At 37.9% G+C, this 23,034-nt stretch carries 24 protein-coding genes and 1 pseudogene; 20 read left to right on the top strand and 5 right to left on the bottom strand.

Annotated features, from left to right (window positions below):
- The first annotated feature begins 346 nt into the window (after window positions 1–346).
- The 7 genes from V1500_RS01585 to V1500_RS01615 all read left to right on the top strand — a co-directional run bounded on the left by V1500_RS01585 (window position 347) and on the right by V1500_RS01615 (window position 8,148).
- Entirely contained in the window at window positions 347–1,621 is a 1,275-nt protein-coding gene (locus V1500_RS01585) for an IS110 family transposase (protein ID WP_409303911.1), read from the top strand.
- Window positions 1,622–2,098: 477 nt separating this feature from the next.
- Window positions 2,099–2,506, top strand: coding sequence for a hypothetical protein (locus V1500_RS01590; RefSeq protein WP_409303912.1), 408 nt, complete (start codon window positions 2,099–2,101; stop codon window positions 2,504–2,506).
- A gap of 300 nt (window positions 2,507–2,806) precedes the next feature.
- Window positions 2,807–3,862, top strand: a complete 1,056-nt coding sequence (locus tag V1500_RS01595) for a GGDEF domain-containing protein (protein ID WP_409303913.1) — start codon at window positions 2,807–2,809, stop codon at window positions 3,860–3,862.
- Between the two features lie 816 nt (window positions 3,863–4,678).
- Window positions 4,679–4,999, top strand: coding sequence for a hypothetical protein (locus V1500_RS01600; RefSeq protein ID WP_409303914.1), 321 nt, complete (start codon window positions 4,679–4,681; stop codon window positions 4,997–4,999).
- A gap of 157 nt (window positions 5,000–5,156) precedes the next feature.
- Window positions 5,157–6,032, top strand: a complete 876-nt coding sequence (locus V1500_RS01605) for an aminoglycoside phosphotransferase family protein (RefSeq protein WP_409303915.1) — start codon at window positions 5,157–5,159, stop codon at window positions 6,030–6,032.
- A 603-nt stretch (window positions 6,033–6,635) separates the two neighbouring features.
- Window positions 6,636–7,172: a sigma-70 family RNA polymerase sigma factor gene (locus V1500_RS01610; RefSeq protein ID WP_409303916.1), complete on the top strand. Its 537-nt coding sequence runs from the start codon at window positions 6,636–6,638 to the stop codon at window positions 7,170–7,172.
- A 4-nt stretch (window positions 7,173–7,176) separates the two neighbouring features.
- A complete protein-coding gene (locus V1500_RS01615) occupies window positions 7,177–8,148 on the top strand; it encodes a DUF4179 domain-containing protein (protein ID WP_409303917.1) in 972 nt (323 codons plus the stop codon).
- Window positions 8,149–8,407: 259 nt separating this feature from the next.
- Here V1500_RS01615 and V1500_RS01620 read toward each other — a convergent pair whose 3' ends face one another.
- A complete protein-coding gene (locus tag V1500_RS01620; protein WP_409303918.1) occupies window positions 8,408–8,884 on the bottom strand; it encodes a hypothetical protein in 477 nt (158 codons plus the stop codon).
- 948 nt (window positions 8,885–9,832) lie between these two features.
- Here V1500_RS01620 and V1500_RS01625 point away from each other — a divergent pair.
- The 5 genes from V1500_RS01625 (at window position 9,833) to V1500_RS01645 (ending at window position 14,628) form a co-directional block, all read left to right on the top strand.
- Window positions 9,833–10,096, top strand: a complete 264-nt coding sequence (locus V1500_RS01625; RefSeq protein WP_409303919.1) for a hypothetical protein — start codon at window positions 9,833–9,835, stop codon at window positions 10,094–10,096.
- A gap of 159 nt (window positions 10,097–10,255) precedes the next feature.
- On the top strand, window positions 10,256–10,480 hold the full coding sequence (locus V1500_RS01630) for a prolyl oligopeptidase family serine peptidase (protein WP_409303920.1): 225 nt from the start codon (window positions 10,256–10,258) through the stop codon (window positions 10,478–10,480).
- Between the two features lie 1,120 nt (window positions 10,481–11,600).
- The gene (locus V1500_RS01635; RefSeq protein WP_409303921.1) at window positions 11,601–12,203 is read left to right on the top strand and encodes a hypothetical protein; all 603 of its coding nucleotides are present in this window, start codon (window positions 11,601–11,603) and stop codon (window positions 12,201–12,203) included.
- 181 nt (window positions 12,204–12,384) lie between these two features.
- Window positions 12,385–13,680, top strand: coding sequence for an IS110 family transposase (locus V1500_RS01640; protein ID WP_409303922.1), 1,296 nt, complete (start codon window positions 12,385–12,387; stop codon window positions 13,678–13,680).
- A 492-nt stretch (window positions 13,681–14,172) separates the two neighbouring features.
- Complete coding sequence (locus tag V1500_RS01645; RefSeq protein ID WP_409303923.1) at window positions 14,173–14,628, top strand: NUDIX hydrolase; 456 nt, start codon at window positions 14,173–14,175, stop codon at window positions 14,626–14,628.
- 49 nt (window positions 14,629–14,677) lie between these two features.
- Here V1500_RS01645 and V1500_RS01650 read toward each other — a convergent pair whose 3' ends face one another.
- Window positions 14,678–15,502: an SMI1/KNR4 family protein gene (locus V1500_RS01650; RefSeq protein ID WP_409303924.1), complete on the bottom strand. Its 825-nt coding sequence runs from the start codon at window positions 15,500–15,502 to the stop codon at window positions 14,678–14,680.
- Between the two features lie 347 nt (window positions 15,503–15,849).
- Between V1500_RS01650 and V1500_RS01655 the strand changes: the two genes are divergently transcribed.
- The 4 genes and pseudogenes from V1500_RS01655 to rplP all read left to right on the top strand — a co-directional run.
- Entirely contained in the window at window positions 15,850–16,395 is a 546-nt protein-coding gene (locus V1500_RS01655) for a helicase (protein WP_409303925.1), read from the top strand.
- 125 nt (window positions 16,396–16,520) lie between these two features.
- Window positions 16,521–16,886, top strand: coding sequence for a hypothetical protein (locus tag V1500_RS01660; protein WP_409303926.1), 366 nt, complete (start codon window positions 16,521–16,523; stop codon window positions 16,884–16,886).
- A 251-nt stretch (window positions 16,887–17,137) separates the two neighbouring features.
- Window positions 17,138–17,338 (top strand): hypothetical protein, encoded by a 201-nt coding sequence (locus V1500_RS01665; protein WP_409303927.1) that lies wholly within the window; start codon window positions 17,138–17,140, stop codon window positions 17,336–17,338.
- Window positions 17,339–17,719: 381 nt separating this feature from the next.
- Window positions 17,720–17,962: pseudogene (gene rplP, locus V1500_RS01670) on the top strand (50S ribosomal protein L16); the annotation flags it as partial.
- A 49-nt stretch (window positions 17,963–18,011) separates the two neighbouring features.
- Here rplP and V1500_RS01675 read toward each other — a convergent pair.
- Window positions 18,012–18,425, bottom strand: coding sequence for a hypothetical protein (locus V1500_RS01675; RefSeq protein ID WP_409303928.1), 414 nt, complete (start codon window positions 18,423–18,425; stop codon window positions 18,012–18,014).
- Window positions 18,426–18,614: 189 nt separating this feature from the next.
- Here V1500_RS01675 and V1500_RS01680 point away from each other — a divergent pair, with 189 nt between their 5' ends.
- Complete coding sequence (locus V1500_RS01680; protein ID WP_409303929.1) at window positions 18,615–19,469, top strand: SMI1/KNR4 family protein; 855 nt, start codon at window positions 18,615–18,617, stop codon at window positions 19,467–19,469.
- Between the two features lie 266 nt (window positions 19,470–19,735).
- On the opposite strand, the gene V1500_RS01685 is transcribed toward V1500_RS01680, so the two are convergent.
- Together V1500_RS01685 and V1500_RS01690 are read right to left on the bottom strand one after the other, a co-directional pair.
- Entirely contained in the window at window positions 19,736–20,716 is a 981-nt protein-coding gene (locus V1500_RS01685; RefSeq protein WP_409303930.1) for a DUF4179 domain-containing protein, read from the bottom strand.
- Window positions 20,694–21,224 (bottom strand): sigma-70 family RNA polymerase sigma factor, encoded by a 531-nt coding sequence (locus V1500_RS01690; protein ID WP_409303931.1) that lies wholly within the window; start codon window positions 21,222–21,224, stop codon window positions 20,694–20,696. The genes V1500_RS01685 and V1500_RS01690 overlap by 23 nt, the downstream gene beginning before the upstream one ends.
- A gap of 270 nt (window positions 21,225–21,494) precedes the next feature.
- Here V1500_RS01690 and V1500_RS01695 point away from each other — a divergent pair, with 270 nt between their 5' ends.
- The 3 genes from V1500_RS01695 to V1500_RS01705 all read left to right on the top strand — a co-directional run bounded on the left by V1500_RS01695 (window position 21,495) and on the right by V1500_RS01705 (window position 23,000).
- Window positions 21,495–21,698, top strand: coding sequence for a hypothetical protein (locus V1500_RS01695; protein ID WP_409303932.1), 204 nt, complete (start codon window positions 21,495–21,497; stop codon window positions 21,696–21,698).
- Between the two features lie 199 nt (window positions 21,699–21,897).
- Entirely contained in the window at window positions 21,898–22,308 is a 411-nt protein-coding gene (locus tag V1500_RS01700; RefSeq protein WP_409303933.1) for a UPF0715 family protein, read from the top strand.
- A 149-nt stretch (window positions 22,309–22,457) separates the two neighbouring features.
- Complete coding sequence (locus V1500_RS01705) at window positions 22,458–23,000, top strand: histidine phosphatase family protein (RefSeq protein WP_409303934.1); 543 nt, start codon at window positions 22,458–22,460, stop codon at window positions 22,998–23,000.
- The last annotated feature ends 34 nt before the right edge of the window (window positions 23,001–23,034 follow it).

Raw genomic sequence — 23,034 nt, forward strand, 5'->3', positions numbered from 1 at the left:
ACCTAGAAGTAGCTTTTCTTAATGCATAAAAGTAAGGAAGAGTTTGAAAAAGGAATTGGGAGGATAACAAAAGCGGAGAGAGAGCTTAAAATGTATGCCGGTACCTTTTGCGTAACGAGCTCGCTCGACACGTCACTGTAATTGGGAGTAAAAGCAGCTCGATTCTGTGTGGAGTACAGAGATTACCTCAAGGGGAAGGCTGCGGAACCCCTTTCTTCTTGTGCTAACGGGGCAGGTTAGCATTCCTGTAGATCGTTATTTTGAGCTTTGATAAAAATAGGGGCCCTCAGTAAGATAGATGAGTAAGACTCGACTCAAACTCAACATCTTAGGAGGAACCCCTTATATGAAGTTTAAAATGCAGGACAAACAAAATCAACTAATAGAAAGAATTACTGATAAGCATCTGGTTATTGGCGTGGATATTGCACAACACTTTCACGTAGCGAGAGCCGTGAACTATCGTGGGATTGTAGTGGGAGAACCCATCACCTTTGAAAATAATGAAGGTGGATTTTCGACATTATTAAACTGGATACACGAGATTAAAAGAATACATAGACTCGAGGCGGCTACAGTCGGTATGGAACCTACGGGCCATTACTGGATCAACCTTTCCAAATGGCTGATGAAACAAGATATCGAAGTAGTAACCGTGAATCCGCATTTAGTGAAGAGGAACAAGGAAAACCGAGATAATACCCAATCAAAGAGTGACAGGAAAGATGCCCTTGTAATAGCTGATATGGTGAAGAACGGATATTATGCTTTTGTGAGAAACACTTCGGAATCATTTGAACAACTCAGGGTGCTAATGTCGAACAGGGATGTGATTGTCAAACGGCTGGTCAGCTCTATTAATCAATTAAACCGTTGGGTGGACATCGTTTTTCCTGAACTCAGGCAGGTATTTAAAGATATAACGGCCAAGGGAGCGATCGCTACCCTCAGGCTATTCCCATTGCCGATGGAACTGCGTTCCATGACACCGGAACAGATCGTCATGGGGTGGAGATCCGTCATGAAGAGGCAGCCTGGAATGAAGAAAGCCCAATTGCTTGTCCAGGTGGCCATGAACTCTGTTGGTACAAGGCAGGCCCTTGGTGCTTATAGATTCCACCTTGAACAATTATTGGAGGAATATGATCTTGCGGTCCAACAAATGGATAGGGTGGAACAGGCCGTCAAGGAGGTATTGGACTCGATTCCTTTCGCAAGAAAACTGCTTATGATTAAAGGGATTAGCGAGATCTCCCTGGCTGGCATCCTGGGTGAAGCTGGGGATTTAAGTGGTTTCTCGCATGGCAACTCACTGCTTCGCCATGCAGGACTCCACCTGGTGGAAGCGAGTTCGGGAAAATGGAAAGGCAAGACCGTCATATCCAAGCGTGGACGGTCAAGACTGCGGCGTTTCCTTTATTTAGCCACTATGAGCCTTGTGATGAACAATCCAGAATTTAAGGCGATACATGCCCATAATGTCAAAGTGAAGAAAATGAAAAAAATGAAATCCATCATGAAATTGATTGGCAAGTTGGCCAGGATCTTTGTTGGAATAGCACGTAAGAACGAAGTGTATTATGCCCATAAAGTGCAGCCCATAAAAGACATCGCAGCGTAATACAACTCTTACGTTCTCGGAGAGAACACACCTAAACCAAGCAATAGATTTTCAAATGTTGGCTCATTCGCAGGATTTCAAATATGTACGGAGTACCAGATTTCTTCAACAAAAGGGCACAGACCCATTAGGTTAGCATAACTGGCCTCCACCCCTTGGAAAGGCATGACGAAGGAATGACAGGGCAACTTAGACCCGTTGAGACATGGGAGGGAAAGCCTCCAGGGGCGGCGTGGAGTAGTACATCATATGGCAAATTATGGAGTGGTTTTCCAACTCCTTTATTTAACCATGCCTTCACGTAGCCAAGTTGGCCCAAACTTACTTCGAACAAAAGGTGACCTAAGACCAAGGAGTTTGAAATCCTGCGAATGAGCGAGCATTTGGAAGAAAATCGAATCATACTGAGGGAGTTTAAGAAGGATTTGATAGATAACTAACGAATATGTTCTTCAAAACTATATTCTAGGAGGCCTTATGCGTCACAGTTTAGTTATCCTTATATCGATTGTTTTTATCCTAAATGCTTGTCAAAATGTATCGCAACCCTCGCAAAGTTTAATTGTTGAACAAACGCTGAAGGAAAATATAGAGGAATGGGATATAACTGTAAGTCCCAGAAAAGAAAAAAGCAAATGGGTATATGACACGAAGTTAGAATACCTTGGGAATAAGCCAGTTAATATCACTCTTACTAATTATGATAAAACTAAAATCACCTATAATGGAATGGAGCCACGGGTACCTGCACCTACAACTGGAAGTGCGGATTATAAGGACAGTGTCTATTCCAAGAGTAATTCAATTCTAGAATTTAATTTGGATTGGGAAGCCGAAGGAATTAAGCATAGTGGAAAAACAGTTTTTAAAATAAAACCAAAATAATAGCGATGATTTGCCACTAAAACTAAGTGCGTGCTTTTTTCAGGTTAGTTGAACAACAGTAAAGGAATATGACCGCTTTTTTACCCCGGACGAACGACGAAGTTGAACGGCAGGAAAATAGAGAGTTTTGCCTAGTTGAACCGTTAAAAGGGTCTTTTTTTGAATTGGTGTTTAATTTGATTATTAGTAATTTAAGAGAAGCCACTTTTTCCCTAAAAAAATTCCACTTTCATCCGATACTAAATATATATGTCGCTATAAAAATGTGATATATCAGTAATGGGAACAGCAGGTGCACAAGTGAGCGAGCATATTAAATCAGACAATTTCCGCTTATTTCAGAGACAAATCTATTTGGTGGCCTTACCAATCCTTATCTTATCATTAACCTCATATTGGTTATTTTCTCCGTATACGGATGATTTCACCGTCATCGCATCACCTATCTTCTCCGCTTTTTTGATTTTATTTTGGATCGTTGTTTATCGAGATGTTTATGTACAAATGTTTGAATATATCGCTTTAGTATTATTTACAATTTTTCACTGCAGCCGATTTTATATTTCCATTATTGGCTTGGAACAAGACATGTTTAAATTATATTTGCTATGGTGTCCGCTATTTTACATATGTGTGTTTATCATGCTTCCTAGGACACAAGCTTTACTATATTCTCTTTTTATATACGGTTTCACACTGATAATGGGTCTGCCGCATTTTACCCATACTGCCAGAGAAATGGATACGTTACCGCAATTGTATATTTCTAATTTAGTATTTTTATTAATTTTCTATTTCTTTAGGAAACTAATCGCTGTTTATATAAAAACAGAAATGGAGAGCAAACTGGCCTTTCAAGATTCACTAACCAGTGTCCCAAATAGAAGAATGATTGATATTTGGCTTGAGGAACATCTAAGGCATTCCGAAGAGCAGGAGACCGTATTTTCTGTTGTATATTTTGACATAGACCATTTTAAGCAAATTAATGACACCTATGGACATGATGCCGGTGATAGTGTTCTGCAAGAATTTGCTTCTTTAGTGCGGAGTCTTATAGAGCCAACTGTCTTGTTTGGCCGCTGGGGAGGTGAAGAATTTATCCTCCTTTCAACCGGTAAAAACATAAATGAAGCTGAACAGTACGCGGAATGGGTAAGGCAAGTTATTGAAGACCATGCTTTCTCCACTGTAGGCAGAGTGACAGCGAGTTTCGGTATATCCACCTACAAAAAGAATGATACATATAAAACGATTTTAAAGCGAGCGGATGAGGCTTTATATATTGCTAAAAATTCTGGAAGAAATAGAGTGAAAGCATTAAACGATAAGTATGAACACCATTTGATAGTATAATACAAAATCGGGCTGCCAATATGGTGGCTTTTCTTTTTCGACTAACGGGGCAGGTTAGGTGAAGAAGGACTGAAACTAAAAGTGTAAACTTACGTCTTATATAAGGAAGGATGGATATTATTGAAGTTACGTTCTCATTTCGTTTTATCTTTATGTTAATCTTCTTATCTTTGTTTTTAACGAGTTGTTCCATTGGTAAATCAGGAAAATCATCAGCAGATTGGTGTTTTTCATTTGTGGTTTGGGATGGGTATATTTATAAATTAAGTGACGAATATGTAGTTGAGATAAGTAACGAAATTGGACTGGTAACATAGTATTCTGATGTGGAGGGGACATACTCTGGAAATTTTTCAAATAAATACGTAGAAGGTACGAACTATTATTCTATTAAGGGAATTAATCCAGAGCAGCAATAGCAGTGGAAGAACAAGACGGAAAGTATAGAAAAGCACTTCGCCAAGGTAAGTATGGTGAAAAATAAAGAATAAATATCGTTCAGAGCTAGCGTTTAGTTGGCTTTTTTTGTCGCTCCTGAGCATATTCGCTCTATTGTTCTTGATAGCTAACGGGGCAGGTTAGTTGAAGAAGCAATATGGAATTAGTGTTATTAATATATTTATTATTGAAATCAATAGCAAGAAGACGCAACAAAGGAAGAGTAAATCAAAACATGTGACATATAAAGTAGTGGGATTAATTCTATTTGTAATATCTCGAATATTACATGGACACCTACTTTGAGTAAGGAACAATAAAGGCGACTGTTATGCTAGTTGAAGTAGATTGCTAATTTGTTCTAGGAAGGTGAGAACTTTGGTAGGAATTGATTTCGTAATTGTGGGTTCAGACAAGAGAGGTGTAAAGTTTGAAGAAAAATTACACGATTACCTATCTAAAATACTGGACAATCAAGGGAATGAGTATGACTTACTACTAGGATTGGACCCATATGGGAATAAATTATTCTCTATTACAGAAATAAATGAATTAATAAATATATGCGTTTCACTAATCAACAAATGTAATAAAGACGATTGGTATGAAAACAGGGTAAGGAAATTCAGTGAAAAGTTAAGGGAACTTTGCCAACAAGCATTGGAGCAAAACCAAATTATAGAGGCTATAGGAGATTGATGTAACAAAATCTTCTTCGAGCTTGAAGATCAGGGCTACTATAAGGCGGCTCTTATTTGCTTATTTAAGCTAACGGGGCAGGTTAGTTTAACAAGACTTTTAGCTTTCGTACCATTAAAATACAATTAATAAATAGCTAAAAGGGGCAATAACATTTATGAATAGTAAGTATCTTGAACGCATTAATCAAGTTTACCCTGAACTTTACATTGAGGATTATGACCGTATTGATATTGGACAAAACAACGATGTTTTTATCATTAATAAATCATTTATTTTTAGATTCCCCAAATATGAAAAAGGAATAGAGAATTTAAAAAAAGAGATGGAGATATTAGAGAGCATTAATAATAGCTTATCAGTGCCAATTCCCAATCCCATATATCAGTCTTTTGAATATATGGAAGTAGGAATAGCTTTTGCTGGATATAAGTTAATTCAAGGTACTCCTTTATGGAGAGAAAATTTCGTAAATATTGAGAATCCAAAAATGATAAAAGGGCTTGCAACCCAGCTTACAACCTTCCTTTTGGAGCTTCATTCTATTTCTGATGAAAGACTAAAGAAGTTTCTAAAACAAGGGGAAAATGCCCCTCATAAACAAATGTCGGAATTATTTCTTAAAATACAAAATAAACTTTTTCCTTTTGTTAGGGAGGAAGCAAAAAAGGAAATATCTCGTTCTTTTGGAAACTTCCTTAATAACGAGACTACCTCAATCCTAAAAACAACTCTTATACACGGAGACTTCGGTGCATCAAATATTTTATGGGAACCTGTTGGCTGTAAAATTTCAGGGATAATTGATTTCGGTGCTTCAGGTGTAGGAGACCCTGCATATGATTTTGCGGGATTATTATCTAGTTATGGAGAAAATTTTTATAATATGTGTATTAATTTATACCCTAACGGAAACGAAATTTCCGAGAGAGTCAAGTTTTATAAAAGTACATTTGCATTACAGGAAGCGTTACACGGGATAGAGAATAACGATATTAAAGCCTTTGAAAATGGCATAAAAGACTATAAATAAGATTTCTTCTTCAACTCCCATGAATATAAAAACCGAAAAAGGCATACAAAATAGACCCAGAAAAACCAGTTTTTAAAAAGAGGCTGGGCCTCGTGAAAGTTAGATACAAAATTGGCGGTACACGGCTTAAATTCAGTCCCTTCTCGTTGGAGTCAGACTAACGGATGGGCTCTAGGGACCATAGTTCAAAGACCTTCTTCTCCAGCATTAAAACAGTATAGTCTGCACTGCCTGTTTTCATTCTCTGTGGTGAATCGCTGATCTGTGCGACTCATGGGTGGCTAACGGGTACGTTGATCCAGGAAGGATTAACGCCTTTTTTGTTGAAGTTCTTATTGAACAAAAGGGGCAGGTTAGTTTAAGAAGAATGCCCTTTTTGCATAAACATCCCATAAGGGGAACAGTTAAGCCCTGATCCCAGATTAGGGGTTGAGGGAGTTTAATAAGGGTTATTTTTTGAAAAGGTCGAACCTTACGTAAGGGTAGTTTCACTTGTAATTTACCGATAGATATTTCTATCGGTTTATTTTTTATCAGTGATAGGAATTTTAACTTGATTACGTATTAATTTATGAAAACAAAAATAAGGAAAGGGGGATATAGGTGAGTGTGGACGAACGATATTTAGTTAAACAAATTAAATTAAAAAATGAAAAAGGCCTTTACAACATACTAGATATGTATGGCGGTTTGCTTAACGCAATAATTCAAAAATACCTTCAGGGAAATCATCAAGACAAAGAGGAGTGTATCGCAGACGTTTTAGTGTCGATTTGGTACCACATTGATTCATTTGACCCGTCAAGAAACAGTTTTAAGAATTGGATCGCAGCGATTGCTAAGTACAAAGCTATTGATTATGTAAGAAAATCAGAAAAGGAAAAGAATTATTTAAGCAAAGCTGAATTGACGGCAAAAAGTATGGGGCAACCCACTACCGACAGTCAAAAGATTGACCTGCAGATTTTGTTAGAAGAACTGCCTGATATAGAGAGGGCTATATTCGAAAAGTATTATTTTGATGGAGTTTCTTCAAGTGAGATTGCAACTGAGTATAAAGCAAGAGAATCCTGGGTTCATAATAGGCTCTCCAGGGGGAGGAAAAAATTGAGAAACATTTTAATGAGAAGTGAGGTGTAAAAGTATGACTATTTATAATGAGTTAAATGATGTAAAGGTTGATTTATCTGAATTTAAAGAAATTAAATTTTCGGATTTGGAAAAGAAAAGAATTATGAAGCAGGTTGGGAAAAGCCTTTCTTCCAAGGGACCTCGATATAAATGGACAATGATAAGTATTAGTATAGCTGCCGTTATGTTGAGTGTAGTTTTATCTCTAGATAAGGCAACTATTGCGGATATGCCTTTTATAGGAGAAAAGATAGAAAAATATATAAATAGTAATGAAAATCTTGACTATTCCTCATATAAAACAGAAATAGGACATACGGCAGAAAATGAACTTGGTAAATTGACTTTAAATGAAGTGATTGTAGATGATCAACGTGTATTAGTAAGTTCCACCTTCCTGCCAAACCAAGATGTAGATGTTGATTATCAGACGGCTATTACCCCCACAGTAAAAATAAATGGGCAAGATGCGGCAGATACAACTGGTGGAGAAACAATTGAATTAAATAATAGTATGTTCACCATTTTTAATGACATAGAGCTAAACCAGGAAGTCAAATCCGAGAATTTAGAAATAGAAATTAGCTACGAAAGATGGGACTCTGAAGTCATTAACCGACCCTGGGTTTTTAAGGTTGTAGTAAACCAATCGCAGTTAATGAAAGAAAAAAGAGTGTTTGAAATGAATAAGCAAATAATACTTAATTCTGGTGATTTAATTACTATCCGAAAAGTAGTTACAACACCTATGTCAACAACCGTATATTATGATTTATCTCAAAACGGTATTGAGGATATTCGTTTTAAAATCCAATCCCAAGAGGGAGTTGAAGGAGAGTTAAGTTTAGCATTTAATTCGAATAAGCCTGGGGATTTGTCCTATTCACGTTTTAACGGAATTACTTTAGACACTGGGGAATACTTCTTGATGGTTTATGATTCTGATGACAACAAGTTAATTAAAGAAGCTGTTCCTATAAAATAAATTTAATTAAGATTTATATCCTGCTGCCATAAAAGGCAGCTTTTTTGTTTATTAGCGGTCAGATTTCTACAAAAAAAATCATATAAGTTTAGATTGTGAATAAATGTACTTAAACTATAGGGGCTTTAGTTGAAGAAGGGAATAGCAAAAGGACCAATCATTAAAATATATATAAATCCTATTAGAGCTTCACTCTCCCCCGTACACACGTGTTTCTGCACCGCAGTTGGACACAAAAATAGACGCGTCACCAAGGCGTCTATTTCACTTCGATTACAAAGGCATGGCTCGCATCCCCTTTGTCCCAGTGGGCAAATACATCATATACATAGGTGCCGGCTTCTTCCGGTGCCAAAAAGGTATTTTCCTCTAGCCTGACCGCCTTGCTTTCTCCTTCGGATATCCATAGATTCACCCCCATGCTTCCCTTATGGGGCTTTTTCCCATACTCCACCGTAACGGCCGAGCCCGGTTCCACGGGTACTGGCTTTGCCCCGCGGTGCTCAATCAAGCCGGCCGGCCCGATGGAATCCACGCATCGTGCGGCCCCCAGGCTACTCCAGCAATGTGACCCAAGGTATGTCTTCACATCCTTCCCATCCGCCTTGACGGTAGGCGATGGCGGATTCCCGATCTTCGCCTCAGGCGACGGGATATGGCTTTGCACCCGCATGACGCCCATGTATACCGCAATCAGCACCGCAGCCAAAAGGATGAACCATGTGAACTTTTTCATATCGAATTCCCCCTCTTATGTACAGACGGATGAAATGGCGATCCCGTTACAAAATCGTAAAAAAAAGGAAATCCTGTGCAAAAAAAATTTAACCCCCAACCCCCATTTCATTGGGGACTCCCTCGCCGGTAGGCAGGTCAAAAGGTGGGACCTTTTGAAAGACCAAGAGGGTCTGGGTGTAGTGAAACTGTCAACTTCTTATCCTCGCTACGCTCCGATACATTGACAGTTGCCGTAGATTGCTCACCTGAAAGGGGAACAGGAGTGACCGTAAGGTTACTCCGCCAGCCTATCTTAGGTAGCACCGAAAAAACATTTTAAATGGAACAGGTGTTTGGTTATTCGTCGTCGAATGTTTATCTCATTGGACTAAAAAATGATGATAAATAGATGGAAAGGAGCGATCCGCATGCTGCCTCCTGATTATTATCAGGCATTTAATACGCTCAGGGAAAAAGGGCAGATTGAGATACCCTTAGTGGACTGTGACCTGCAATTTTAACTGGAAGATAGACTGAAAAGCCTTGGCCTGCCCTATCGAAAATTGATTCCCAAAACGGTGCCAAAACATCGGAGCCGGCCGCGTAAACCCAAGATGCTTAGATATGTATTCTTTCTGCGTGCATAACAACCCTACCAGTTCACATAACTGTCAAAATAAACGTTTCCACACAAGTCCCTTCCTTTATGGGGGTTCATATGGTACTGAAATCTCTGAATTTGTACCATTTGAAAAGGATGCTCGATAAGTCCTGACACTTGATGCTGCTCGATAAGTGCCTATTGTGAAATGAAACGTCAAAAAGCCCCCCCGTTAACTGGAAGGCTTTTTTTATTACCGATACTGAGGGGTTTTAATTGCCGATACTGAGGGTTTTTCATGCCTGCCCAACATGAACATTAATATTATTGTTCATCTAATCAATCTTTATGCAAGAAGGTAATAAAATGGGCGGTCCTAGAAAAGATGCTGAATTTTATTATTGGAAAGATCGTTGTGTGGTTTCCATCTCAACCTATTATAGGAGAGTTCAAAAAGGATGGGATTACAAAGAAGCAGCATTAACCGGTCAACTTTCATCCGGTGAACAAAGTGACCTGACATATGAATTGATAGAAAAGTTCATTTCCGAAGGATGGTATCCATCAGATATTGACCGACACTTCAATTATTATTTGGAAGGGGTCGCTGTGTTTCCCTATCAATTCTGAAAGAGCGAATTATATTTTTAAAACATATGCCTTCAAAAGTACAGGAACAGAGTGTCAATACTTTGATTAGCGATTTTTCAGGCATCTATGAACTTGATGCAATGGTAATCCAATGTCTGTTTGAAACTAGTGCTAGCTCCTATTTGTGGTGGAGCCATAATGCCAGAGAAAGTCAGTGCACTTAAGAACTTGCCTGTATGGGCATTTCACGGAGAAAAAGATAAATCAGTTCCAATAGAAAATACAAAACGACTTGTTAGTGGATTAGAAAAGATAGGCGGAAATGTTAGATATACCTATTATCCTGAAGTTGGTCACAACTGCTGGGTGGAAGCATATAAGAATCCAAATCTCTTTAGGTGGCTTCTTGAGCAGACTAAATAACATTTATGAAAAGCATTACAAGTCCAATATGCTTTGTTTAACTCCCATGAAAATAAAAACTGAAAAAAGGCATACAAAAATAGACCCAGAAAAACCAGTTTTTAAAAAGAGGCTGGGCCTCGTGATAGTTAGATAAAAAATTGGCGGTACATGTCTTGAATTCAGGTCCTTCTCGTTGAAGTAAAATGAGTGCAGCTGGAGCAACAACCAGAATTAGGATTAATCTCCCATGAGTGCTACCCATTAAGGGTGCGACAGTCGGTGGTACACCGTGGCCGTTGGAGTCAGACTAACGGATGGGCTCTAGGCACCATAGTTCAAAGACCTTCTTCTCCAGCATAAAAACAGTATCGTCTGTACAGTCTATTTTCATTCTCTGTGGCGAATCGGTGATCTGTGCGATTCATGGGTGGCTAACGGGGCAGGTTAGCACAAGAAGAATGCAGTAATAATTATAAAATTTAATAAAAAAGGAACAAGTGCCTATATACTTATCATTGACAGGTCATATAAGCACTCGAGCTCAATTTCTTGCTATTTTTGTAAGGGAACGGGAAGTAATGATTGTTAAAGCTGATAGCATAGTAAAAGCAATTGTCCAATAAAATAAAGGTAAAAACTTTACATTCTGTGAAGTCATATAAATATTGTGACAGAAAAACGATAGAAAAAAGAATAAAGGGACATATTTTGGTTTCTTAATTTTATGAGAAAGAACAAATGAGATAAGAATAATAAGTATTGGGACGATTATAGGCATACTTCCCCTCCTTTTTTATATTATTTTGAATATTATAACACATTATTATCCAGTGACTATAACAAGGTTATTAATCCAGACGGATTAATACCTTTGAGGTTGAATGCTCTTATTAGAGGTAGATTAGTTGAAAAAGGGGCATTTCTACCACCTAGCCGTAACCGGTTAACCGTAACGAAGAAGGAAAGTGAACCTGGCTGAAAAATTGTACTTAAATTAACAAGTGCAAAATTTAAAGATAAACGGCTGCCATTGAGGCAGCTTTTCTTATTGTGCTAACGGGGCAGGTTAGTGGAAGAAAGTTTCCTCATCATATATGTAAATTTGTGGTAAAATATTTGTAATCAGGGGGGATTGAAAATGAAACGAATGCCGTTTGAGCCACCAGCAGATTATTATGATGAACGTTTAATCACAATCGATGAGCAAATATGTTCCTTGTTAAAACAACGTAAGGACATTTCAAATAATAATCCTGGTTTTCCACCCGAGGATGTTATTTCTAACTGGGCTTTAAAGTATGATTTATATGAGGATTACTTAAAATCACTATTTGGATCAATGAGAATTGACGCTTTTTTTAAACCTCGTATTGAACCGACCGGGTTTAGAAAACACCTATCGGTTTTAAAATCGATCGAAAAAGGAGACCGGGTATATTCCGTAACAGTTATTAGGCAATATGAGAATGCGAGTGTTATACAACTCCATATCGATTGGGATGGAGCAAAGGATATACCATTAGACCTTCGTCATCATAATACTTTTGAATTGTTTTTAGGAGAAAAATATGATTGCCGCCAGGACCGAGCGGGAGGATCAACAGGACATTATACATACAACTTCATTGTTTCTCCACCGTTACCTGATGATATATCAAATATGGACTTAGTTTTTAGGGAGTATAGCGACCCCTTTAAGGATAATCCAACAGGTCTTGAAATTGTTATGAATATAGATTAATAAGTAAACTTATAATTCGGAAGTAATTTGCCGAATCTTTTTCTTGTTCAACTAAAGGGGCAGCATTCCTGTAATGAATGAAAATGGAGTTTGAACAAAAAAATAACCTCTTGGTAGAATGAGAGGGTCCTGAAGCTCGGCCAGCGGAAAGGACAAATCTCATATACCAGGAGGCTTTACAATGAATTATAACCAAAATAAGAAGATTGCTCAAATTACTTCCCAAACCTTGATTATAGGGGTGGATATTGCAAAATTCAAGCACGTGGCACGTGCCCAGGACTTTAGGGGAATGGAATTTGGATCGCCCTGTTATTTTGAAAATACAAGACAAGGGTTCGAGCATTTCCTTAATTGGATGTTAGAAATCAAGAAAGAACAAGGCATGGATCATGTGATGGTGGGGATGGAGCCTACAGGTCATTATTGGTTCAATTTGGCTCACATATTAAAAGAAAATGAAATAAAATTGGTAGCTGTGAATCCCTTGCACGTGAAGAAAAGCAAGGAGCTTGATGATAATTCTCCCACTAAAAATGACGTGAAGGACGCTAAAGTCATTGCCCAGCTGGTCAAAGACGGGAGGTTCGCAGAACCTACAATTCCACAGGGAGTTTATGCCGAACTACGGGTGGCAAAGAAGATACGGGACCTTTTGACAGAGGATCTTCAGACAGTCCAAGGTCAGGTTCATAACTGGATTGACCGGTACTTTCCTGAATTTCTGACGGTCTTTAAGAAGTGGGAGGGCAAGGCAGCGTTACAATTCCTAAAGCTCGATGCGTTACCGCATGAGATAGTTGATTTCTCCGACGAAGAATTGCTTTCTCATCTTAGAAAAGCCGTAACCAGGAGTGTAGGTCTGAATAAGATTCAGGAATTAAAGCAGGCTGCGAAGAAGTCCATCGGACTTCGTCAAGGCTCTGAAATGGCAAAACTGGAACTGAAAACGCTTCTGGCTAAATATGAGTTAATACAGGTGAAATTCGAAGAATTGGACGCACAGATAGATAGTTTACTTGAGGAAATACCGGGTGTACCGCAAATGTTGGCGATAAAGGGTGTTGGCAGGGACACGGTCGCCGGTTTCTTTGCCGAAGTAGGTGATCTTAGCGAATACTCTCATCCCCGACAGATTATCAAGCTGGCCGGCTTGAGTTTAAAAGAAAATACTTCTGGTAAGCACAAGGGGAAAACGACGATTACAAAGAGGGGACGTAAAAAGCTCCGGGCCCTGTTGTTCCGGGTTTGTATGGTTCTCGTAGCCAAAAACTCAGCGTTTCATTCATTACATGTGTACTATACGCAACGTCCTGATAACCCTTTAAAGAAGATGCAGTCCCTTATTGCATTGTGTAATAAATTGATCCGAATTTTCTTTGGAATAGGGAAAAAGCAATTTGATTTTAGTGAAGACAAGATGTTAAAAGACATCCCTCATCAGTCAATATCCAAGAAGACAGAAATGGCCGCTTAAGACTTTTTTCGTTAGGGAAATAGTAGTTGTTGTTTTATTGATTTGGGGACATTTGAAGCACGGATTAGTCGGCAAAGCAACTAAATTAAGGGCGAAGACCCTGTGGGGCAGCATGGCCGACATCCACCTCATGGAAAGGTTGGACGAAGGAATTTGAGAGCGAAGACTCTGTGAGGCATGGGAGGGTTGACCTCCATGAGAAATGTGGACATCCGCCAGTGCAATCATATTTTGGATCATCAACCAATAAATGTAATTGGTTGGTTAGTGGGTTATAACTCTTTTTCCTTTAGAGGTCCAATTATATCCTTTTAAGTGATAAATCCCCAACTACAAAAATATTACCGACAAGTAGATAACTATGAAAACCTAAGAATACTGGAGAAATCGGAAGATTTTTGTTTCTTTATTGAGGGAGGTTAGTTGAAGAAGGAATTTGGATGATTACATCGAATGTTAAGTTAAATAAAAGTCATCCAGGGGGTACGTATTATGGGATATATAATGGATTTAAGAAAGATAGTCGGTAACCGTCCAATAATTATGGTCGGAGCAAGTGTTATCTGCCTAGAGCAAAGTAATAGAATCCTTTTACAGTTAAGAACGGACAACGGATTTTGGGCATTGCCCGGTGGATCTATGGAACCAGGAGAAACATTAGAAGAAGTGGCGGCAAGAGAATTATTTGAGGAAGCGGGCTTAGTTGCCAATAGCTTTGAACTATTCAAAGTATATTCTGGAGAAGAACTATATTATAAATATCCGCACGGCGATGAAGTATACAATGTTACTGCGACCTATATTTGCACTGACTATAAGGGTGAAATAATTAAGGATAGTAACGAGGTTTCTAATTTGCAGTTCTTTGAATTGACCAATTTACCAATACAACTTAACCCGCCAGATATACCAGCAATCAAGGATCTAGTCAATTCTTTTTCAAATTAGCCGACAATGTTGATTTTTAAGCGAAAAAAATAAGGACCTTATGAGGTCCTTAAATCCTAAATCTCTTATTAAATTCCTTTAAGCTATAAATGGCAAAGTCTGTAGCATCTTTATTTTTGCTATTTGAAATTTCATTTAATACTTCGAATAAGTATTCCTTTTCTATTATTCCTTTATTGTTTCCTTCTGCACATTCCATTAAGAATGTCATCAAATAATATTGCACTTTAGGCTTTTCATGGCGTCTCATTTTTTCCACCATATATCTAATTAGTTCGTTATTTGTTGAGAGTATCTTTACAAAATAACGGTCTATGTCCGCCGGTTTCCCTTTTAGTATGATGTCATCAATGTTAGCGTAGTATTGCTCGGTTTGTTGAGTAGTTAATAAACTATCTTCGGAAGGGTCAATTTCGTCTTCATTAATCTCCTCCACAAGACCTTTCAAAAATTCCCCAAAGGTTTTTGCTAATTTTATCTCTTGATTTGCTTCAACATCAATGAAGATTACACTTGGATTTTTTCTCCGTCTATAGTCCAAGCATATAAACGTAGGAGGTTCTGCTGAAATGATCACTAACTTTTTACTCCGTATGCCCCATTCGCTACGCAAATAGAGTGTGTCAATCAATCCGGAGTCTTCATCTATTCCGTATAGCTCGTTAACATATACGGAATTTTTCCCCCAACTGTTAGGGATAGTGGTAGGATAATATTTCTTTGTTAAGTAGAATCCATTTCTTTTCTTCATTAAGTTAATATACGACTCGGGCAAATCCACCTGTAGTTGTCGTTCCACTTTTTGAAGTGTTTCCTCATTCAATTCTCCTTTAAGATTATCATCAATATGTTCTTCCCACAGTTGCAAGTCCACCTTACTTCACTCCTATAAAATTCCAATATTTAAGGAAATATTAACATTTTTTTGGCATAGAAATAACGTTTTTTTGAGATTTTCCATTACAAGCCATATTTCTTATACTAACCTGCCCCTTTAGTTGAACAAGAAAATCAACAATATCCTTTAACAGAGCCTTCAAATTAAATAACGGATCTTGGTTGAGAATAAAATGGGATTTATTTGATGTCGGCCTTTTTGCTTACTGCATTAAAGGGGCAGGTTAGTTGAACAAGGAAATTTATCGAGAATTGTAGAATAGTACATGCAGTCCATATATCGGTTTTTCAGCCTTTGAGACAATATATTAGGAGTGATTACAATTGCGTATCGAAAATGTATACCCCAATTGTCAAGTTATTACCAGAACTATAGAGGTTGGAGGACTTACGAAATCGCAGCTCATCCAGAAATTGCAGCAATACTCTATCTTGATCAATGAGTATGGAGATAGGCTATTAACTGATGATAAATTTACAACTTCTGATACAAAGTACAGCCTTCAGACCGTGGAACTAACCGTTAGCGACCTTGGATTTACTGACGGAGCTACTACGGCTCAGATCTTTAAAAGAGCAAGCGAACTTGGTTTGGAATTATGTCCGCTTGAACTGGGACCTCACCTAAGATTGGAGTATCTGGATCAGCCTGAAGGTTCGGCGAATCTTATACAACGACATCAAGCTCCATCAGGCTCCATTACAATAGCGTCGGAGATACTGGCTGAAGACGATGATTTTCCGAAGGGCTTCTATCTTAGACGAATTAACGGAGTGTTGTGGCTGCGAGGATACCACGCTGATCATCTGCACGTTTGGAATCCTGATGATCATTTTATCTTTTGTCAGGCAAAAAAGAACGGGTGTTAGAGATAAAGATTCGGAGCTGCTTTTTTGCAGCTTTTTCTTATTGAACAATTGGGGCAGGTTAGTTGAAGAAGGACTGAAACTAAAAGTATAAACTTACGTCTTATATAAGGAAGGAGAGGATATTATTGAAGTTACGTTCTCATTTCGTTTTATCTTTAATGTTAATCCTCTTATCTTTGTTTTTAACGGGTTGTTCCATTGGTAAATCAGGAAAATCATCAGCAGATTGGGCTTTTTCATTTGTGGTTTGGGATGGGTATATTTATAAAATAAGTGACGGATATGTAGTTGAGATAAGTAACGAAATTGGACAGGTAACAAAGTATTCTGATATGGAGGGGACATACTCTGAAAATTTTTCAAATAAATACGTAGAAGGTACGAAATATTATTCTATAAAGGGAATTAATCCAGAAGCAGCAATAGCAGTGGAAGAACAAGACGGAAAGTATAGAAAAGCACTTCGCCAAGGTAAGTATGGTGAAAAATAAAGAATAAATATCGTTCAGAGCTAGCGTTTAGTTGGGTTTTTTTTTGTCGCTCCTGAGCATATCCGCTCTATTGTTCTTGTTAAGCTAACGGGGCAGGTTAGTGGAATAAAAGGTAAAAGTAAAATAAAGTAAAATGTGTTAGAATTAAGAAAAGGGGTTGGCTTAATATAGAAGTTATCTTCCTATTAATAATCGTAGTTGCCTTATGTCTAACAAACCTTATTGCTTTCAAAATTTCTGGTAACAATAAGATGAGAAGAATTTGGGCTGGAGTAATTATCTTGCTTTTAACGCCTTTAGTCTTCTTTTTAACCGGTGTAAGTGTAAGTCCTTTTGACCCAGGTGGATTTGGAACTGGAATGTTAATGGTAGCATATAGTTTTTTCTTCGCTGTAAATGGCATTATCATCATAATAATTGGTATATTTACAAAAAAGTCTCTAAACGGCTAATTTGGGGAAATAATACGATATTTTGCGAAAAATGTTAGTGAAAAAGTGCACTTAAAGTAAGGGTGCGTTGATCCAAGAAGGAGTTATACTGATGGCAGCAATTTTATCATTTATTGGTGACATATTTGGTGCTATTGCAATTTCACTAATGGGCAAAAAGGACAGCAATGAAGAGAACAAATAACAGTAGTAATTAGAACAAGTTACAATTTAATAATAAACACAGCCGTCCTTCAAAGGATGGCTGTTTTTTATACATCTCGAAAAAAGTTCACCAGATAATCCCTTTTAAGTGGCATTTTATACAGGGGTGGAAGAGACAGAGCTGAAAACAGAATTCCTGGACTTCTTTCGTTAACGGGGTAGGTTAGTGGAAAAAGGAAATGTGGCGGTAAAGTTTGGATTAAAATTTTCCCAAGCAAGCCTTACACTGCTAAGCCTCTAGAAGTACGGATGGGTTCTGGTAAAGGTGCTCCTGAAGGTTGGGTAGCCGTTGTAAAGCCTGGCAAGGTAATGTTTGAATTAGCTGGTGTATCTGAAGAGGTGGCACGAGAAGCATTACGTCTTGCAGCACACAAACTTCCAATCAAATGTAAGTTTGAAAAACGTGAACCTAAATTTTAAACACGACAGTTAACTATCATTTCAAGCATGATTTTAAATGCCTCGTAAGTTAAAGATTGATATTTTTTTTCTTAGTTAATGTTAATATCCATGATATTAAAACAGAAATTGTTGATACCCAGGCCATTGATATTAAGCTGCCAACAATTAAATCGTCATTATACTGGTTAATTATCATTGCTAAAGATAACGGCATTCCATCTTCATTTGCTGTCGGAAGAAAATACAAAAAATGGTCTGCTATTAAATCAATCAAACCAAATACCAAGCAAAATAGAAATCCTATAATGGATGATGATCCTAAGATAGCACTAACCCTATCCGTCTTTTGGTTAAAAATGATAGAAATAATGGATAATGAACCAATGATGATAAAAAACTCTTCCGTCTGTACATAAAGCGATTTCGTTACAAAAAGCAAAATCGTTGTTAAAATAGCAATCGCAATAATCATTTTTTTCACTTTAACCCCTCCTTGTTAAATTCTACCATAAATACCCAACATTATTGACGTATTGTGAGGCAGCTTTTCTTGCACTAAAGGGGCAGGTTAGTTCAATAAGGCAGCCTTTATTCCGATATATGAGATAAGTTAAATTATCAGGTGAAATATGATTTAGTTATTATGAGGGTTTTTAGCTAGGAGGCTAAGATGAGCATTTTTACAGGAGAATATTTTGATAACTATCGTTTAGAGAATTTATCAAGCAGAATGATTGAAGCAGCAGAAAAGAAGTTAAAAGTAAAACTCCCAGCTGCGTATGTTGAATTGATGAAAGAACAAAACGGTGGGGAGCTAAAACTTAAAAAGTTTGCACATAAATTATTTGAAGATGGGTTTATTGAAATTGATTATTTATACGGCATTGGGCAAAAAAGCGGAGAAGGAATCCTAATAGATTCCTACACACGCAGAGAATGGAGTTTATCAAACAAGTTTGTTTATCTACACGGAGATAGCCATAATTGGATAGCCTTGGATTATCGCAGATACACAGGAGATAATCCCCCTTTGGTTTATTTAGATATTGATACAAAGGAAAAAATACGAATTGCTGAGGATTTTACGGAGTTTATAAGTAGGTTGACTGTATTAGAAGAGCAAAGCCAACGGTATGAGATTAGCAACAATTATGAAGAGTTTGCAAGGGAAGATATTGAAGAAGCACTGTCAAAAGGATTGGATAAATATAAAATGACAGCAGGCCTAAATTACTTTGGACTGATCGATGATGACTTAAATTGGTTTTTCTCCCAAATGCTCGATTCAATTAAAAGAATGATGATGGATATACGTACTTATGAAGGACCGTTTGAAATCGATTGCTATTTAAACATTATCATTGATATTATTCGAAAGAAAAATGTGGACTTTAATGACTATCCACAAACCGAAGAACTGTTTGAACTATTAACAAATTTCCCTCCAACATTAGATTATAAGTCGATGATTCGAAATAAAAGTTTAAAAATTAAACGCTATTTAGCAAAGGGAGAGGAAAGATAACTTCAACAACATGTGGACAAAACTAAATTATTCGCTACTTGAAAATTCAGCTTGTTTGATTATGTAAGTTAGTTTGTGAAGAAGTGTACTTAAAGTAATGGGGGCTAGAGCTGGAGATCAGGAGCTGCTTTTTGGGCAGCTTTTCTTGTTCCACTAAAGGGGCAGGTTAGTGGAAGAAGGAACTGTTTGATACAACCAAACTATTTCATCAATGGAGGAGATAAATGAAAAAGCGTGCAATGGAATTTCTTATGCACGCTTTTTTCTCATGGGAGCTTTATTTCCAGCGGCTCTACTGGAGAAAGATCGGTTTCCTCGTAGGATGGTGATACCTTTACCGTCATATTTTTAAGAACTTGTGTAAAGACAGCCCTTCGCACCACGGTGGTGGTATTCCCATTGTGTATTTCATCAATTTTCCCGTCACTTATTGGCAACACCAGGTTCGTTTCCACATTTAATCCCCTGACCGATAGACTTCCCTTTCGGTACGTGACCCTGTAGGTGATCGAGGTAGATGCCTTGCCATATAAAACGGAATCCAACTTGAACCGTACCTGGCCCTCCGGATTATCACTCTCTTTGTCCAGTACATGCTCCGTTACCGTATTTTGCGTGACGGGGACCTCAAACTGCCAGTCGCCTTGTTTCTCCCCGATTTCTTTAAAGGAAACCGGGATGGTGTCCCTTTTAGGCAATTCTTTATACGGGTATACAATGCGGATATGCCCGGTAAACCCTTCTTTGATTTTCTCCAGAGTCGTAAGTTCCTTCGTTTCATCGGCGAGAGGGTCTCCATGGAACAGTTCGTACAAGGCATAATGGTACCCATTCCGGTCCTTTCCAATTTCTCCTTTGACATCAAACGTAATGCCAATCAAATTTCCATCATAATAGGCACTCGTCACGGTGACATCCACCCCGTTGCTGGAAAAATTCTGGTTTAGGCTGGTCACGAGGTTCTGCTTTTCCAGGTTCCTTCCAACAGCATCGTTGAAACCGGCATATAGCCCGCCAATCACAGGAGCATTCGCCATGGCCCGCGAAAAGGATGGCACCGAAAGGCTGTAGGCCAGCAGGACTGCTGCGGCAGTGGCTGTCGCACCTAGCAGTTTCATGGCAGGCTTCCTTTTCTTGCGGGCCGTTTCCTGTACCGCCCTGTTCACCCCTGATTTTATGGACTGCAAAACCGCTTCCTTTGGCACCTCGACTTCATTCATCTCGTTATAGAATCTGTCTTTTTCCATCCCGATAACCCCCTCCTAATAGCGTCCGCAATTGTTTTTTTCCGCGGCTCAGATACGTTTTGATCGTATTTTCCGGTGTCTCCATGATTTTGGCCATTTCCTGTAAACTCATGTCATAATAATAGAAAAGGATGATGCTGGTCTGGTAGCGTACTGGCAGTTTCCCTATGGCTGCAGCGAGGTCCAGCTTTTCCTCATTCCTCTCGCTTAAAATGGCCCCTGGATCGGTCACTGAAGGAATTGGTTTTTTTCGTTTCCTTAGAACATCGTACGCACAGTTAATAAGGATCTTGGTCATCCAGGTTAGGAAAAACTCTTCGTTCCGTAGCTGGCTAATGGAGGAAAAGGCCTTATAGGCGGTTTCCTGTACCACATCCAAGGCATCCTCGCGGTTTCCTACATACAGATATGCAGTCCTGTATAAACGGTCGCTGTACTCCATAAGCAACTGTTCGAATGCATAAGGATTGCCCTCAATGGCTTGTCTAATCAATGTAAGTTCATCCAACTCTTTTGCCTCCTTTTACTCATTAGAGAAGGACCGGTGGTGAAAAGTTTCAAGTTTTTTATCTAAATATACAATTGATTGTCACTGGTTGATAGAGCTCTTTTTTTTCAGCTGTAAAGGGAGACTGAAGATGATTTAAAGGCTTTTCTTACTGCACTAACGGGGCAGGTTAGTTGAACAAGAATGTGTTCTGAAAAGTAACGATTTCCAATAACAGGAAATTATTTTAAGATATAGATATATTTTGAATATTGATGAGGAGGTCCTCTAATGAAATCAAAAGAATTTGTGTTATCTATTATCTTAAATTTATTCTTAGGATATCTATGGTTGCTGTTCTTTGATCACATCATTGCCAAATCGAATAATAACAGCTTTATCATTGGTGCGTGTTTTATGGTAATTGGTATGGTTCTATTCGGTGAAATTGTAAAACGTATCACCCCATTTAATAAGTACAAACTTACCTGTTAAAATAGTAGGGTTGGCTTCGTTTAGCCTAGTTATTGTCGTTCATTTGTTTATATTGAATTTAGTTTAAGTATTGAATAAGGTCCGGAGCTGTTTTGTGGCAGCTCCTTTTTCCTTATTGAGCTAACGGGGCAGGTTAGTTGAACAAGAAATATGTTACCATGGAATAAATTTACTGTTTTTTTATAAGGGGTGGTTAGGTATGGAGATTTGGAAAATAAGCGATAGTGTATTGAGACTTAGCGATGCCATACCGTATTACTTTTCTAGTTTGTTTTTTTCTAGTATCTCTTTCTCTGTGTTTCTGATTGTGTTTAATGGAGAACTAGCTTGGTTTCGGTTGCTGCCTGTCATCATATATTCTATTTGTGCTTCTATTCCCTACTTGCTTTTTGCAGTGCCATTGCAATTAATTTTAAATAAGTTTCCTAGAAAGTTTAATGTATTTTATCTTTTAATTTACATTTTGCTTTCGTTCTTCGCAGTATTGTTATCTTCTATGGTTTTAGGTGCTGAACCAATAGATTTAGATGAAATAGAAGTATATTATAGTGCAAGTATCGCAGCAGCAGTTATTTATTGGTTTTGGGATTCTGTCTTTTTACACAAATGAAGTGAAATGTAATTTTTTTTACTGAGGGTGGTTCCGAAGTGCTATAGTAGCCTTTTTGCTTGCTGCACTAACGGGGCAGGTTAGCTGAAGAAGGATTATTTAACATTTAGTCGAACTCCATTTATATCATTTAACTGGAGGTTCTTTGTATGATAAAAAAGATTTATGTTGTTAGACATTGTAAAGCAGTGGGACAACCCTCAGAATCACCCCTAACAGAAGAAGGACTAAAGCAGTCGCGATCTTTGGTTGAATTTTTCTCCAATAAGAATATTGAACGAATAATTTCAAGTCCATTTTTACGTGCTATTGAGTCGGTAGAACCTTTAAGTAACAACAAAAACGTAAAAATAGAAATTGATGAGCGTCTGTCAGAACGAATTCTTTCTACAACAGACTTACCCGATTGGTACGAAAAACTTAAAGACACATTTGAACATATACATTTAAAGTTCGAAGGGGGAGAGTCAAGTAATGAAGCAGCAAACCGAATATTACATGTCGTGGATGATGTTTTCAAAAGTAAGATAGAAAACACATTAATCGTTACTCACGGGAACATAATGTCGCTGCTGCTAAACCATTATAATGATATGTTTGGTTTTGACGGTTGGAATAATCTAAGTAATCCTGATGTTTTTCAATTAATACTGACAAAAAATGAAGTACATATGGAACGAATATGGAGATAAGGAACAATAATAAAATAAATGGATAATCCTTCTT

The organism is Peribacillus sedimenti, from assembly GCF_046237635.1.
In the GTDB taxonomy this organism is placed as follows: domain Bacteria; phylum Bacillota; class Bacilli; order Bacillales; family DSM-1321; genus Peribacillus; species Peribacillus sedimenti.

Coding starts and splice junctions, on each gene's coding strand:
- V1500_RS01700 (WP_409303933.1), top strand. CDS start 21,898: ATGGAGATTTGGAAAATAAGCGATAGTGTATTGAGACTTAGCGATGCC.
- V1500_RS01665 (WP_409303927.1), top strand. CDS start 17,138: ATGAGAAGAATTTGGGCTGGAGTAATTATCTTGCTTTTAACGCCTTTA.
- V1500_RS01645 (WP_409303923.1), top strand. CDS start 14,173: ATGGGATATATAATGGATTTAAGAAAGATAGTCGGTAACCGTCCAATA.
- V1500_RS01635 (WP_409303921.1), top strand. CDS start 11,601: ATGAAACGAATGCCGTTTGAGCCACCAGCAGATTATTATGATGAACGT.
- V1500_RS01685 (WP_409303930.1), bottom strand. CDS start 20,716: ATGGAAAAAGACAGATTCTATAACGAGATGAATGAAGTCGAGGTGCCA.
- V1500_RS01640 (WP_409303922.1), top strand. CDS start 12,385: ATGAATTATAACCAAAATAAGAAGATTGCTCAAATTACTTCCCAAACC.
- V1500_RS01585 (WP_409303911.1), top strand. CDS start 347: ATGAAGTTTAAAATGCAGGACAAACAAAATCAACTAATAGAAAGAATT.
- V1500_RS01620 (WP_409303918.1), bottom strand. CDS start 8,884: ATGAAAAAGTTCACATGGTTCATCCTTTTGGCTGCGGTGCTGATTGCG.
- V1500_RS01705 (WP_409303934.1), top strand. CDS start 22,458: ATGATAAAAAAGATTTATGTTGTTAGACATTGTAAAGCAGTGGGACAA.
- V1500_RS01625 (WP_409303919.1), top strand. CDS start 9,833: ATGGGCGGTCCTAGAAAAGATGCTGAATTTTATTATTGGAAAGATCGT.
- V1500_RS01680 (WP_409303929.1), top strand. CDS start 18,615: ATGAGCATTTTTACAGGAGAATATTTTGATAACTATCGTTTAGAGAAT.
- V1500_RS01605 (WP_409303915.1), top strand. CDS start 5,157: ATGAATAGTAAGTATCTTGAACGCATTAATCAAGTTTACCCTGAACTT.
- V1500_RS01630 (WP_409303920.1), top strand. CDS start 10,256: ATGCCAGAGAAAGTCAGTGCACTTAAGAACTTGCCTGTATGGGCATTT.
- V1500_RS01695 (WP_409303932.1), top strand. CDS start 21,495: ATGAAATCAAAAGAATTTGTGTTATCTATTATCTTAAATTTATTCTTA.
- V1500_RS01615 (WP_409303917.1), top strand. CDS start 7,177: ATGACTATTTATAATGAGTTAAATGATGTAAAGGTTGATTTATCTGAA.
- V1500_RS01590 (WP_409303912.1), top strand. CDS start 2,099: ATGCGTCACAGTTTAGTTATCCTTATATCGATTGTTTTTATCCTAAAT.